At 44.5% G+C, this 13,338-nt stretch carries 15 protein-coding genes; 3 read left to right on the top strand and 12 right to left on the bottom strand.

The window, feature by feature from the left end:
- Positions 1 to 10: 10 nt before the first annotated feature.
- On the bottom strand, positions 11 to 1,213 hold the full coding sequence (locus KCV26_14755) for a saccharopine dehydrogenase family protein (GenBank protein ID WZX36535.1): 1,203 nt from the start codon (positions 1,211 to 1,213) through the stop codon (positions 11 to 13).
- Positions 1,214 to 1,591: 378 nt separating this feature from the next.
- Between KCV26_14755 and KCV26_14750 the strand changes: the two genes are divergently transcribed.
- The 3 genes from KCV26_14750 (at position 1,592) to KCV26_14740 (ending at position 4,671) form a co-directional block, all read left to right on the top strand.
- Entirely contained in the window at positions 1,592 to 2,941 is a 1,350-nt protein-coding gene (locus tag KCV26_14750) for a mechanosensitive ion channel (GenBank protein ID WZX38407.1), read from the top strand.
- An 83-nt stretch (positions 2,942 to 3,024) separates the two neighbouring features.
- On the top strand, positions 3,025 to 4,047 hold the full coding sequence (locus tag KCV26_14745; GenBank protein ID WZX36534.1) for an aminotransferase class V-fold PLP-dependent enzyme: 1,023 nt from the start codon (positions 3,025 to 3,027) through the stop codon (positions 4,045 to 4,047).
- Between the two features lie 60 nt (positions 4,048 to 4,107).
- Positions 4,108 to 4,671 carry a DUF2179 domain-containing protein gene (locus tag KCV26_14740; GenBank protein WZX36533.1) on the top strand — a complete coding sequence of 188 codons (564 nt, stop codon included), beginning with the start codon at positions 4,108 to 4,110 and terminating at the stop codon, positions 4,669 to 4,671.
- Positions 4,672 to 4,674: 3 nt separating this feature from the next.
- Here the strand turns inward: KCV26_14740 and KCV26_14735 are convergent, their stop codons facing one another.
- From KCV26_14735 to KCV26_14685, 11 genes are all read right to left on the bottom strand, one after another.
- On the bottom strand, positions 4,675 to 4,884 hold the full coding sequence (locus KCV26_14735; GenBank protein ID WZX36532.1) for a hypothetical protein: 210 nt from the start codon (positions 4,882 to 4,884) through the stop codon (positions 4,675 to 4,677).
- Positions 4,881 to 5,660, bottom strand: coding sequence for a nucleoside triphosphate pyrophosphohydrolase (gene mazG / locus KCV26_14730; protein ID WZX36531.1), 780 nt, complete (start codon positions 5,658 to 5,660; stop codon positions 4,881 to 4,883). The genes KCV26_14735 and mazG overlap by 4 nt, the downstream gene beginning before the upstream one ends.
- A 4-nt stretch (positions 5,661 to 5,664) precedes the next feature.
- Complete coding sequence (locus KCV26_14725) at positions 5,665 to 7,695, bottom strand: thioredoxin family protein (protein WZX36530.1); 2,031 nt, start codon at positions 7,693 to 7,695, stop codon at positions 5,665 to 5,667.
- A gap of 90 nt (positions 7,696 to 7,785) precedes the next feature.
- Positions 7,786 to 8,829 (bottom strand): ACR3 family arsenite efflux transporter, encoded by a 1,044-nt coding sequence (gene arsB, locus KCV26_14720; protein WZX36529.1) that lies wholly within the window; start codon positions 8,827 to 8,829, stop codon positions 7,786 to 7,788.
- Positions 8,830 to 8,832: 3 nt separating this feature from the next.
- On the bottom strand, positions 8,833 to 9,258 hold the full coding sequence (locus tag KCV26_14715; protein WZX36528.1) for an arsenate reductase ArsC: 426 nt from the start codon (positions 9,256 to 9,258) through the stop codon (positions 8,833 to 8,835).
- An 89-nt stretch (positions 9,259 to 9,347) separates the two neighbouring features.
- Positions 9,348 to 10,163, bottom strand: coding sequence for an arsenite methyltransferase (gene arsM, locus KCV26_14710; protein WZX36527.1), 816 nt, complete (start codon positions 10,161 to 10,163; stop codon positions 9,348 to 9,350).
- A gap of 29 nt (positions 10,164 to 10,192) precedes the next feature.
- Positions 10,193 to 11,512 (bottom strand): permease, encoded by a 1,320-nt coding sequence (locus KCV26_14705; GenBank protein ID WZX36526.1) that lies wholly within the window; start codon positions 11,510 to 11,512, stop codon positions 10,193 to 10,195.
- Between the two features lie 3 nt (positions 11,513 to 11,515).
- Positions 11,516 to 12,229 carry a sulfite exporter TauE/SafE family protein gene (locus KCV26_14700; protein ID WZX36525.1) on the bottom strand — a complete coding sequence of 238 codons (714 nt, stop codon included), beginning with the start codon at positions 12,227 to 12,229 and terminating at the stop codon, positions 11,516 to 11,518.
- Positions 12,230 to 12,236: 7 nt separating this feature from the next.
- Positions 12,237 to 12,686, bottom strand: a complete 450-nt coding sequence (locus tag KCV26_14695; protein ID WZX36524.1) for a thioredoxin — start codon at positions 12,684 to 12,686, stop codon at positions 12,237 to 12,239.
- Positions 12,687 to 12,690: 4 nt separating this feature from the next.
- The gene (locus tag KCV26_14690; protein WZX38406.1) at positions 12,691 to 12,924 is read right to left on the bottom strand and encodes a thioredoxin family protein; all 234 of its coding nucleotides are present in this window, start codon (positions 12,922 to 12,924) and stop codon (positions 12,691 to 12,693) included.
- Positions 12,925 to 12,993: 69 nt separating this feature from the next.
- Entirely contained in the window at positions 12,994 to 13,314 is a 321-nt protein-coding gene (locus KCV26_14685; protein WZX36523.1) for a winged helix-turn-helix transcriptional regulator, read from the bottom strand.
- Positions 13,315 to 13,338 lie beyond the last annotated feature (24 nt).

Raw genomic sequence — 13,338 nt, 5'->3', positions numbered from 1 at the left:
AGGATTTACATCAAACTTCCAGATCCACATCAAACAATTCGTGCCAGGGGAGGCCTTGCTTGTTGAGCTGTTCCATGAACGGGTCGGGATTAAATTCTTCCACGTTAAACACGCCCGGTTTTTTCCATAGCCCCTGCATAAACATCATCGCGCCTATGGTTGCCGGAACTCCCGTGGTATAACTTACACCCTGTGCTCCTGTTTCCTCGTAAGCGGCCTGATGGCTGCAATTGTTGTAGATATAGTATGTCCGCTCTTTTCCGTCTTTAATTCCGCGGATACGGCACCCGATAGATGTTTCGCCCGTGTAGTTTTCTCCCAGTTCGCCCGGATCGGGCAGAACGGCTTTGAGGAACTGGATGGGTACAATCTTCTGCCCGTTATATTCCACCTCGTCGATGCGTGCCATTCCGATATTTTGAATTACGCGTAAGTGCGTGAGGTATTCTTGTCCAAAGGTCATCCAGAAACGTGCGCGCTTGAGGGTTGGAAAATTTTTCACAAGCGATTCCAGCTCTTCGTGATAAATGACGTACGACTCTTTTGGGCCTATGTTGGGATAGTTGAGCGGTTGATGGATCTCGTGCGGTTCGGTCTCTACCCATTTCCCGTTTTCCCAGTATTTCCCTTTCTGGGTAACTTCGCGTATGTTGATCTCGGGGTTGAAGTTGGTAGCAAAGGCTTTGCCGTGGTCGCCCGCATTACAGTCTACAATATCCAGGTAATGTATCTCATCGAAATGATGCTTCGCGGCATACGCCGTGAAAATGCTGGTTACGCCCGGATCAAATCCGCAACCCAGGATGGCTGTCAGCCCTGCCTCACGGAACTTGTCCCGATAGGCCCACTGCCATTTATATTCGAATTTGGCTACATCCTTGGGTTCGTAGTTAGCTGTGTCTAAATAGTTTACTCCACATGCTAAACAGGCATCCATGATGGTTAGATCCTGGTAGGGCAGCGCTACATTAATGACCAGCTCCGGTTTGAATTCGTTGAAGAGCGTTACCAGTTCGGGTACGCTATCGGCATCTACTTTAGCCGTTTTGATGGTAACACCCGTTCTCCGTTTAACATCTTCAGCAATGGCATCACACTTGCTTTTTGTGCGGCTTGCCAGCATAATATCCGTGAAAATCCGGCTGTTTTGAGCTACTTTATTGGCAACAACAGTACCTACGCCGCCTGCACCGATAATCAATACTTTTCCCATTTTTCCTTTTTTTAGATTAATTACATCAGATTTGAAGTTGTTGGTCAACCTAAGGATGTTATGTTGCATCCCGCTGTTATTCGACGCCTGTTCTCCTTTTCTGAGGACACAAATATACGTTTATTTCATTAAATACAACCTGTTTTTCATAGGTATTTAAGAAACTGTTTTGAATTTTTCACGCCCTGTTTCAGGCCTATTTTAGGATGGATTTGGATTTTCAGTGTGCACACAGTAGCGGGTTGTTTTGAAGAGATGAAAATACAAAACAGTTTCTTAAGCTTCATTTAGAGTTTTAAAGGGTTGTCTATACCAATAATGTTTACCTTTGTATTTCAGAAACGGAAAGACTAAAAGAGCGTTATGATACAAGACGAAATGGAACAATTGAAAGACAACGTAGCCAGTGACAGGGTAGAGAGTTTTTCGCAGCAAGTAACGAACCTGATCAGCGGCTGGTCGAAGGATTTTCTTCACGGGGCAGGCGTCCCGGACACCTACATTGGGATTATCAACTCTATCTTCCTGTCTGTCATTCTCGTTGTACTCGTGTATGTGATGCAAACGATGTTGCGCAAGCTTATTACGGTTATTCTCAACAAAGCCGTAAAAATAAACCGTCTGACCATCAGCCGCCACTTGATAAACAACAAGTTCCCGAAGTACTTGGCGATGATCATCCCCATCAGCATAATCAAAGGAGCTATTCCAATTATCTTTAACGATTTTCCTGTTGCGATGAGGCTTTCGCTCAAAGTGTTCGACGTGTTTTTTGTCTTTTATTTCATGTGGTTGAGCGTGTCGGTTATTAATGCGTTCACAGACACCCTTAAAACAAAAGACAACTTTAAGGATAAACCGGTGGAAAGTTTCGGACAACTCATCCGGATATTTGTCTACGCCATTGGTGCCATCGTCATTATATCTCTTTTTATCGGAAAAACCCCAACCACTATCCTGGCTGGCCTGGGTGCGGCATCAGCCATATTACTGTTGATTTTTAAGGATACCATTCTGGGCCTTGTGGCGAGTATCCAGGTGTCTTCCAACGACATGGTCCGCATCGGTGACTGGATAACCATGCCCAAGTACGGCGTGGACGGTGATGTCATCAAAATAAACCTTACGACCGTTAAGATCCTGAATTTCGATAAAACCATCACCACCATTCCTCCATACTCCCTGGTTACGGAGGCTTTTCAAAACTGGCGTGGGATGACTGAAGCGGGTGGGCGGCGTATCAAGAGAGCCATAAACATAAAACAATCCACCATCCATTATGTAAACGAGGAGGAGTTGGAACATTTCAGAAAAATACAACTTCTTTCAGGCTATATCGATGAGCGAAAACAAATTATCGATTCGTTCAACAACGCAACGGGTGCTGACAGAAGCCTTCCCCTGAACGGTCGGAATTTTACCAACATGGGCCTTTTCAGAAAATACGTGGAGTTGTATCTGAAAAACCATCCCCAGGTACATCAGGAACTCTTGCTTTTGGTACGTCAGCTAGCTCCTACTGCCCAGGGACTACCGCTGGAACTTTATCTTTTTACGGCGACTACCAGCTGGACGGAATATGAGAACATCATGTCGGATATTTTCGATCACGTAACGGCGGCTGTCTCCTATTTCGGTCTGGAAATTTTTGAGGATGTATCCAATCCCTTACGGATGAGTTCTGCAAAAACGGATACGGAAAAGATGCCGGTACCGGTGAAAAAGTAGATGAAAGCCAATAATGGGACAAATAAATAGGGGTTAACTTTGCAATGTTTTGTACCTTTGTGTTTCATTTACAATAAAAATTTATGCGAAGTTTCGGAAGCGATAATAATTCGGGTGTCCATCCGCTGATGTTGCAGGCGATAATTGATGCCAACAGAAATCATACAATTGGTTACGGTGATGATGACTGGACACGGGAAGCGGAGAAAGCAGTGAAACGACTGATTGGAAAAGAGGATATTGAACCCCTTTTTGTTTTTAACGGTACCGGAGCAAACATTACTGCTTTGCAAGCCTGTACGTTGCCCTTTCATCACATCATTTGCGCCTCAACCGCCCATATTGCAGTGGACGAGTGTGGTGCTCCCACCAAATTCACCGGTTGTGCGTTGAAGGAAATTGTAACGTCCGACGGAAAACTTACTCCCGAGATGGTTCGTCCGTTATTGCACGGATTTGGTGTGGAACATCATTCCCAGCCGAAGGTAATCGCTATCTCGCAAACAACCGAGATGGGAACAGCCTATACGCCCCGGGAAATAAAGCTGCTTGCCGATCTCGCACACGAACACGGTATGTACCTTTTTGTTGATGGGACTCGTATGGCCAATGCCTGTGCTTTTCTCAATGTTTCAGTGAAAGAGATGACGGTGGATTGCGGAGTGGATATCTTTACTTTTGGAGGGACGAAAAACGGACTAATGGTAGGCGAAGTACTTGTTCCCTTACGCAAAGAACTGGCAGAAAACATAAGGTATTACCGCAAGCAGGCTTCCCAGTTGTATTCCAAAATGAGGTTTATATCGGCACAGTTTATTCCCTACTTCAACGAGGGTATCTGGCTGGAAAACGCACAAAATTCGAATGCTGCGGCACAAAAGCTGGCAGCCGGGATGCGAAAGGCCGGAGTTAAGCTGACGCAGGAAGTTCAATCGAATGCCGTATTTTTTACTCTTTCGGAAGAAGAAACAACTCAGCTTCGTGAGCGCTATTTCTTTTACGACTGGGATGTGGAGCAGAACGAAAGACGCCTTGTCTGTTCGTGGGATACTACGGAGGAAGATCTTGCAGGCTTTGTTTCCTATTTGAGGACTATCGTTAAATAACAATATATTTTGGAAGATTATAAATTCGAAACAATAAAATCATAAAATTATAAATTGAATATGTTTGACTTTCTGGATGTTTATCCCTGGCTTTTGCCGGTTATGATATTTTTCGGGCGGATTTTTGATGTGTCGCTGGGTACGTTACGCATCATTTTTGTATCGAAAGGTGAAAAATACATAGCTCCTGCCATCGGTTTTTTCGAAGTGTTTATCTGGGTGGTTATCATATCGCAGATACTTACCCGTGCCAATGACCTGGTGGCTTACCTGTCGTATGCCGCCGGATACGCTTCGGGAAATTATATAGGTATTCTTCTCGAGCAACGGATTGCCTACGGCATTATACTGTGCCGTATTTACACGCAGAAAAACGGTATGGAGCTGGTGCAGGTCCTGAACAAGATGAATTTCGGGGCAACGATGACGCACGGTAAAGGGTCGACCAATGAAGTGGATATAATTGAAACCGTTATCGATCGTAATCAAATGAAAGCCCTTGAAGATACGCTTACCGGTTTTGATGCCAATATCTTTTACGTGATTGAGGATGTGCGTACAAAACAGAACGGCATCTTTGCCAAAAGAAAAAATATCCTTACCCGGTGGAGGGTAGGGAAGTGAGGCCTAGAACTTATCCGTAAGCATATTGACCGTTCCTTTCCACGAACAGCCCAAACAGTACAACAGGGAAGTGTCGAATCCGTCCAGTGATTCGGCTTCGTGGATGGGATGTATTTCTTTATCTTCGGTAACGGTTACCACTAACCGTTCGCCTACCGCGTTCAGAACGTAGAACCGCCGGATTTTGCATTGGGGACAGAGGAGATTCTTCATACCCGTTTCGCTTCCTGCCAGATTTGTTCCATTTCGTCCAGCGTCATCTCTTTCAGTGAACGCCCCTGTTCCTTTACTTTCTGTTCCATGTAATTGAAACGGTAAATAAATTTTTGGTTGGTCCGTTCCAGCGCGTTGTCGGGATTAACCCGGTAGAGCCTGGCTGCATTAATAAGGCTGAAAAGTACATCGCCGAATTCTTGTTCGGTCCTCTCTTTGTCCAGATTCTCAATCTCGGTTTCCAATTCACCGATCTCTTCCTTTACTTTGTCCCACACATCGTGACGCTTATTCCAATCGAAACCTGAATTCCGGGCTTTATCCTGGATGCGGTACGCTTTTACGAGTGAGGGCAGGGAAGGGGGAACACCTTCCAGCACAGTGCCGTTTCCACCCTTTTCCTTAAGCTTGATTTGTTCCCACGATTTCTCGACAAAACTGGCCGAGTCAGCGTGTAAGTCTCCAAACACGTGCGGATGGCGAAAGATGAGCTTGTCACAGATAGCGTGGCAAACATCGGCAATATCAAAAGCTTGTTTCTCTTCGCCGATTTTGGCATAAAACACTACGTGCAGCAACAAGTCTCCGAGTTCTTTTTTTATTTCCAGGTCGCTGTTGTTGATGATGGCCTCAGCGAGTTCATACGTTTCTTCTATGGTGTTGGCCCGCAGACTTTCGTTGGTTTGCACATTGTCCCACGGGCATTTTTCACGCAGTTCGTCCATTATGTCGAGCAGTCGTCCGAATGCTTCCAGTTTTTGTTGCCGGGTGTTCATGGATTTATTTCTTGAAATTTCTCAGTCCTGTTTCGAGGAAATTTACATAATTGACAATGTTTTCATCGAAAGCGTGTGCCGGAGCAACCGGCTTTCCGGAATGGTCCAGAATGACGTAGTAGGGTTGCGATTGTGCGGCAAATTTGTGCCGTTGCAGGTAACTCCATTTGTCACCAACGGTTTTCAATTTGGTTTTCCTCCCGTTTTCTTCCACTTCGATCGTTTCGGGCAATTTGGCTCTTTCGTCCACCATCAGTGTGATGTACACGAATTCGTTGTCGATCAGTCCCTTTACCCGTTCATCCACTAAAACCGTAGCATCCATTTTGTGGCAGTTCACGCATCCGTGTCCCCCGAAGCTGACTAACGCGGGTTTTCCGGTTTGTGCAGCGACAGCCATGCCGGTCTCATAGTCGGTATAAACTGTGTTGAGCGAGACTTCGTTCAATTTAAAATCTTGTGTGGATAGCGGAGGCAGGATAGAACTGATGGGCTTAAGGGGTGCACCCCACAATCCCGGAACAAGGTATAGGGCGAAAGCAAACGAAAAGACGGATAGGAACAGCCGGGGAATAGTCACGTGAGGAACATCGCTGTCGCCGTGGAATTTCAGTTTTCCCAGCAGGTAAAATCCCAGGATGGCGAAGATCACGATCCACAGAACCAGGAATATGTCGCGGTTGAGAATTCCCCATCCGTTTGACAGATCGGCTACCGACAAGAATTTCATTGAAACAGCCAACACAATGAATCCGAGCACTACCTTCACGGAATTGAGCCAGCTTCCCGATTTCGGAAGCGTTTTCAGCCACGACGGGAAAACAGCGAACAACGTGAACGGTATGGCTAAAGCAATGGCAAAGCCAAGCATTCCTATAGCGGGGGCCAGGTAACTTCCTTGTGTGGCAGCCTCTACAAGCAACCATCCGATGATCGGTCCAGTACATGAGAAAGAAACCAACGCCAGCGTGAAAGCCATGAAAAAGAGGCTTATCAGGCCGGAGGTGCTGTCCACTTTGCTGTCCATCTTGTTGGTCCACGATGCAGGAAGCACCAGTTCAAACGCTCCCAGGAAAGACATGGCGAAAACGAGCAGTAATGCAAAGAAAATGAGATTGAACACAGCGCTCGTTGCTATGTTGTTAAGTGCGCTTGCTCCGAAAATGGCGGTGATAATAAGGCCTAACGCCACGTATATGAAGATGATGGAAGCTCCGTAGAGGGTTGCGTCTGCAACGGCTTTTCTCCGGACCTTTTTGTTTCTGTTCAGAAAGAAGCTTACGGTGATGGGAATCATCGGCCAAACGCAGGGGGTAAGCAGTGCGGCAAAACCCCACAGCAACCCTTTCAGGAAAATGCTCCAAAGCGATGAGCTGCCGTCGTGTTGTGTGCCGAACGCGTTCAATTCTTCGGTAACGGGTGTCCAGAGCAACTCTTTGTCAACAGTGACTGGTGCTGTCGCCGGTGCTGAAATCTGTGAAGAGTCCTGCGAAAGGTTTCCGACAGGGATAACTGCGGTGCCGGGAGCCTCTGTCTCGGATACTGCGGTTGATGCAGTTGCGGTAAACGTTTTAGGCAGATCCGCCGAGGTAAAAGAAAATTCATTGGGCAGCGGGGGAGTGCAGCTCTTATCATCGCAAGCCTGAGCGCGTACATCGCCTGTGATGAGGAAGCTACCTTTGTCGGTAACTTTTATGCGTTGAATGAACCTGGCAGAGTTGTCAAAGGTGCCGATATTCATCTGAAAAACAGGGTCGTACTTGACTGTTGCCTGTTTGCCTGTGGCATTAAAATCACCTACGGCTTCCGCCCCTTTTATTTCATCGAAACTCAACGAGGTAGGATAGGGCCCATTATCGGGAATTTTTGAGTCGTACATGTGCCAGCCTTGTTGGATGGTTGCATCAGCGACCAGCTCAATTTCGCCGTTTCCTTTGTCTTGCAGACTGAACTTCCAGCTGATAACATGTTGTGGAAATGCCTGAGATAACACAAAGAGAAAAAATAACGAAATAATTGTTCTTTTAAGATTCATTATCCGGTGGTTTTACGGTTTAACGCACAAAGATAGTAAAAGTTGAATAAACATCTTACGGATAGCGGGGTTATAAATCGAAAAAATGAGTTATAAACTCCCGAACCATCTCTTTTTGAACCAAAAGGCTACGTTGACCAATGCAATCATTACCGGAACTTCCACTAAAGGGCCTATAACCGCAGCAAAAGCTTCACCCGAATGGATGCCGAATACAGCAATGGCCACCGCAATAGCCAGTTCAAAATTATTGCTTGCTGCCGTGAACGAAAGGGTGGTGGACTGCTCGTAATTTGCTCCCGCTCTCTTGCTCATGTAGAAAGAAACCACAAACATGATCACGAAGTACAGTATCAGGGGAATGGCAATACGGACCACATCCAGCGGCAGTTTTACGATGTACTCGCCTTTCAGTGAAAACATGACAAAAATAGTGAATAACAATGCGATAAGCGTAAACGGACTGATTTTAGGAACAATTTTCCGGTTATACCAGTTCTCGTCCTTTACCTTAAGGCTGATATAGCGGGTAAGAAACCCTGCCAGCATGGGGATTCCCAAATAGATGAGGACGCTTTTTGCAATTTCCGCCATCGTTATGTTGGCTACCGAGTCGTTGGTGGGTAACCCAAACCATCCGGGCAGGACGGCTATGAAAAAATAGGCGTACAACGAAAAGAAAAGGATTTGGAACAGTGAGTTGAAAGCTACCAATCCGGCGGCATACTGACGGTCACCGTGAGCCAGGTCGTTCCATACGATCACCATGGCAATGCATCGGGCCAACCCGATGAGGATAAGACCGTACATATAATCGACATTGAACTGCAAAAACAAAATGGCCAGAAAGAACATCAGGACGGGACCGATGATCCAGTTCTGGACCAGCGATAAACCTAAAATCCGGGTGTTTTTGAAAACATCCCCCAGTTCTTCGTATTTTACTTTTGCCAAAGGTGGATACATCATGATAATCAGTCCGATGGCGATGGGGATATGGGTTGTTCCGACGGACAACGAATCCCAAAAACTGGCGATTGAGGGGAACAGCCATCCCGATAACACTCCGGAGAGCATCGCCATAAAGATCCAGAGCGTAAGGTAGCGGTCGAGTATTTTTAGTTTTGCTTTCATGCTTTACAATTGAGCTTTGATTTCTTCATCGTAGAGTTTTCTGAATGCTTCTTTTATCTCATGGCGAACACGGCGAAACTCGCTTTCTATAAATTCGGGTGTGCCGACGGCGTGGCTCGGATCGTCAAAGCCGATATGCAGCCTTTTCTTTACTTTTCCGGTAAATGCCGGACACACTTCGTTAGCGCCGCCACAAACGGTAATTACATAATCCCAGGCATCGTTGAGGTATTTGCCTACCGGGTCGGATGTGTGGTGGCTGATGTCGATACCCACTTCCGCCATCGCTTTCACCGCACCGGGATTTAATTTCCCCGATGCCTCTGTTCCTGCTGAACAAACCGTGATATCCGGATTGAACGATTGCAGGAAACCGTGAGCCATCTGACTGCGGCAACTGTTCCCTGTACAAAGAATTAATATTTTCATACTGATTTGATTTTTAAAATGTTATTAATGTCTTTTAAACTGTGAATTTGAATATATAAGGACTTCCATTGTCAAAATTTTTCATGTAATTATAACGACTTGTAGCCGGATACGGTAATGCTGAAAATTCCTGTTTCTCCTTTTTTGAAATCGTTGATTTCTTCCTCAGACATATATTTCGAAAGAACTTTATAGGGAATTGGTATTGGCTTCAACTTATGAATTGCTACGTTCTCAAAACCGTTGTCATGGATGATATTGATATATTGATCCCGCGTAATGGCACCCGAAACACATCCTACATACATTTCTGCATCAGAGCGCAGGGTTTCAGGCAACTCACCTTTGGTCACTACATCGGAAACACAAAAATGTCCTCCGGGTTTCAGTACGCGAATCATTTCAGCAAATGCTTTGTGCTTATTGGGCACCAGATTTAGAACGCAGTTCGATACAATCACATCAAAATCGTTGTCAGAAAAAGGCATCTCTTCGATGTCGCCTTGCACAAATTCCACATTCATGAATCCGAGTTTCCGATTGTTTTCAATAGCTTTGGCAACCATCATGTCCGTGAAATCCAGACCCACGATTTTGCCTGTTTCTCCCACAATGGCGCGGGCTACAAAGCAATCATTTCCGGCACCGCTTCCCAAGTCGAGCACACAGTCGCCAGTTTTCAGATTGGCAAACTGAGTAGGGAGTCCGCACCCCAAGCCCAAATCTGCATCGGGATTATAGCCTTCTACGGTGTTGTAGTCATCTCCAATCATGCTGAATTCAATTTTCTCACAACAACCCGAAGTTCCGCAACAGGATGATTTAATCTTATCATTTGACAAGCTTTGTTTGGCTATTGAACCATATTTTTCCTTTACAACCTCTTTTAAATCTTTAACATTCATATATTTAATTTGATTTTAGCTTTGCTTAATTATAAACTTCCAAAAATTAATCCGGATAGGGTTGACAAAATAATGACTAACGCAGCATAGACAACTGTTTTCTGTGTTCCAATAATTCCACGGATAACCAATAAATTTGGCAAAGACATCGATGGCCCTGAAAGTAACAGTGCCAATGCCGGACCTTTCCCCATTCCCGAGGCGATTAATCCCTGAATAATTGGAACTTCTGTAAGTGTGGCAAAATACATAAACGCACCCACAACGGAGGAAAGAAAATTCGATTTGAATGAGTTTCCGCCCACAGCCCAGGCAATCCATTCGTTCGGAATTATTCCGGGAATAGCCACATTATCGTGCGTGGAACCCAGCAAAAATCCGGCAATGACCACGCCTATTGCCAATAAGGGAACAATTTGTTTCGTAAACTCCCACGATGAAAGAATCCACTTCTTGTTTTCTTCGTCGTCCGATTTGTCCGTTAATCCAAGGAATGCGACGGCAGCAATTCCTATTACCATTGAAATGACTGGATTCCTGAAAATAAATGTACTTACGGCTGTAACCACTACGGCAGCAACTACTTTCCATGTTTTCATTTTCAGAATGAAAATCAGGGCTGTAGCCAGTACCAGACTAAAAACACCGGTAATGTACCACTTGTTTTCCCATATAAAATGCCAAAAGCTGTTTGTGTCGTCTGATGTGGGTTTTCCCCAATTGGCAAAAACCAAAATCAGTACCAGTGTGAAAAAGAAAATAGATGTTTGCCACAACGGTCGTTTTTCGGGTTCAGGAATAATGTTCATCTGTTCATCGGCCCGTACTTTTTCCTCTTTTCGGTAAATGAACGCCATAATCAACCCGATGATAATGCTGAACGAAACGGCTCCAATAACGCGTGCTGCTCCCAATTCCCAACCTAAAATTCGGGCGGTAAGAATTATAGCAAGAATGTTAATGGCAGGACCCGAATATAAAAAAGCGATAGCGGGTCCTAATCCGGCACCACGTTTATGAATACTCGAAAACAAGGGTAAAATCGTGCAGGAACAAACCGCCAGAACAGTTCCCGAAACAGCAGCCACCGTATAGGCAACCCATTTTTTTGCTTTTGCTCCAAAATATCTGATAACGGAGCCTTGACTGATAAAAACCGAAATAACTCCCGCTATTAAAAAAGCGGGTAACAAACAAAGTACCACGTGCTCCCGGGCGTACCATTTCGATAAATCGAAAGTGGCATCCATGGCCGTGTTGAACACGTTGCTGTGAATAGGCAAGAAATATATCGCCAAGAACACAACAACAAAAGTGACAAGTATCTTAAATTCTTTTCTGATTTCCATTTTCTAAAAATAAAAGCTGTACGTGTAATAAATTCCTATAATGATAAAGATTAAGGCAATGGCTTTACTAAACCATTTTTCGAATTTCTGAACGCTGTTGTAAAACCGCCCAACTTCGGCAAAACTGAAAGCCAGTAGCCACGCCACAATAATTACAGGCAATGCCGTTGCAATAGCAAATACAACTGGAAAAAAATATCCTCCTGCTTCCATTGCCGACATCGGTATAAGCATTCCGAAGTAGAATATTCCGCTTGTCGGACAAAATGCCAAGGCGAAAAGTACACCCAGCCAAAGTGCACCCCAACCACCTTTTTTTCTGATTTTTTCAGAGTTTTTCCCACTGAACCCGAATTTGGGCAAATTCAGCTTGTGTCCGTACAACATAAACAGCCCGATAATAATTAATAGTGGGCCGATAATGACACCGCCGAATTTCGCAATGAACTTTTGAATTCCGTAAAGGCTTGAACCTTGTTTGAGGATGAAAATCAGAATGATGCCTAATGCCGTGTATGAAACTATTCTGCCCAATGTGTATAGTAACCCGTTTCTGAAAATTCTTTTTTTATCTTCAATGTCTTTACTTATGTAGCCAATAGCGGTAATGTTGGTAGCTAGCGGACAAGGACTGATTGCGGTAAGCAACCCGAGAATGAATGCCGTAATAAACGGAATATTACTGCTTTCGAGTAAGTTTTGAAGAAACTGCTCCATATAAGGATTAATTGGCCAAAAATTCGTTTATTTTTTCGCTTAATCCCCTTTTGAAGGCATCGGGATTGTTGCGGGCATTGGTAAAAGCAAACTCTGTGAGATTGTTTACTGATTCCTGATCTTTTTTCCAGTCGTTGACAAAAAGCGATGACCACGCCACTTCGTACCTGTCGGCGATGGCCTTATTTTCCGGCTTGGAGATATCCACTATTTTGAATATCAATTTTTTGCTGTTAATGGCGTCAGCGAAACTGCTTTCGATCAGACTTTTGGTTCCTGCTTCGATGGCCTGACAGGTTGGACAACGCTGTGTGCCGTGAAAATAAATTACCTCCACCACGTCGCCCGATGGAGCAAATTTCTCTGTGGATTGATTGGTGGTTTGTTCCGCTTTTTTATTTTGATTACAACTTATCGTGAATAGTCCGATAAGGCAGATAAAGATCAACTGTTTCATTGCGCTACTTTTTCAACAGATTTTTTACTTGTTCGAGTGATAATTTTTTTCCTGACGATACCACTTTTTCGTCGATAACAACCGCTGGAACGGAGAACACATTGTACTGCATAATTTTTACCATGTCTTCTTCCTTTACCACTTTTGCCTCAATACCGAGTTCTGAGACTGCTTGTTGTGTGGTTTCAAACAGCGCTTTACAGCTCGGACATCCGGTTCCTAAAATTTTAATTTCCATCATTTGTCTATTTAATTGATTTTATTGTTTATAGTTCGTCAAACAACGAACATTGTTTGTAAAAAATTTTTAGCAATTATTTTTGATTTCCGATGCGAAAAAGTTTCCAAACAGGTTGCGGGCAATTTTCCAGTTCTCTTTGTTGATGCAGTACCTTACTTTGGGCGCTTCAATTTCGCCTTGGATAAGTCCGGCATTTTTCAACTCTTTCAGGTGTTGCGACACGGTAGCCTTGGCATTGGGAAACACATCGTGGATATCGCCGAAATAACACGACTCCTGCGACAGCAAAAACTGGATGATCGCCACCCGGGTAGGATGTCCCAGCGCTTTAGCGAACAAGGCAATTTGCTTATCCGTAGCTTTTATATTGTCTTTTTTCTTTGCCATAACAGTTTATTGTTCGCAAAAGTA

It is taken from the genome of Petrimonas sulfuriphila, assembly GCA_038561985.1.
Taxonomy (GTDB): Bacteria; Bacteroidota; Bacteroidia; order Bacteroidales; family Dysgonomonadaceae; genus Petrimonas; species Petrimonas sulfuriphila.
This window is presented reverse-complemented; position numbering and strand designations above follow the sequence as displayed.

Coding starts and splice junctions, on each gene's coding strand:
- KCV26_14755 (WZX36535.1), bottom strand. CDS start 1,213: ATGGGAAAAGTATTGATTATCGGTGCAGGCGGCGTAGGTACTGTTGTT.
- KCV26_14750 (WZX38407.1), top strand. CDS start 1,592: ATGGAACAATTGAAAGACAACGTAGCCAGTGACAGGGTAGAGAGTTTT.
- KCV26_14745 (WZX36534.1), top strand. CDS start 3,025: ATGCGAAGTTTCGGAAGCGATAATAATTCGGGTGTCCATCCGCTGATG.
- KCV26_14740 (WZX36533.1), top strand. CDS start 4,108: ATGTTTGACTTTCTGGATGTTTATCCCTGGCTTTTGCCGGTTATGATA.
- KCV26_14735 (WZX36532.1), bottom strand. CDS start 4,884: ATGAAGAATCTCCTCTGTCCCCAATGCAAAATCCGGCGGTTCTACGTT.
- mazG (WZX36531.1), bottom strand. CDS start 5,660: ATGAACACCCGGCAACAAAAACTGGAAGCATTCGGACGACTGCTCGAC.
- KCV26_14725 (WZX36530.1), bottom strand. CDS start 7,695: ATGAATCTTAAAAGAACAATTATTTCGTTATTTTTTCTCTTTGTGTTA.
- arsB (WZX36529.1), bottom strand. CDS start 8,829: ATGAAAGCAAAACTAAAAATACTCGACCGCTACCTTACGCTCTGGATC.
- KCV26_14715 (WZX36528.1), bottom strand. CDS start 9,258: ATGAAAATATTAATTCTTTGTACAGGGAACAGTTGCCGCAGTCAGATG.
- arsM (WZX36527.1), bottom strand. CDS start 10,163: ATGAATGTTAAAGATTTAAAAGAGGTTGTAAAGGAAAAATATGGTTCA.
- KCV26_14705 (WZX36526.1), bottom strand. CDS start 11,512: ATGGAAATCAGAAAAGAATTTAAGATACTTGTCACTTTTGTTGTTGTG.
- KCV26_14700 (WZX36525.1), bottom strand. CDS start 12,229: ATGGAGCAGTTTCTTCAAAACTTACTCGAAAGCAGTAATATTCCGTTT.
- KCV26_14695 (WZX36524.1), bottom strand. CDS start 12,686: ATGAAACAGTTGATCTTTATCTGCCTTATCGGACTATTCACGATAAGT.
- KCV26_14690 (WZX38406.1), bottom strand. CDS start 12,924: ATGGAAATTAAAATTTTAGGAACCGGATGTCCGAGCTGTAAAGCGCTG.
- KCV26_14685 (WZX36523.1), bottom strand. CDS start 13,314: ATGGCAAAGAAAAAAGACAATATAAAAGCTACGGATAAGCAAATTGCC.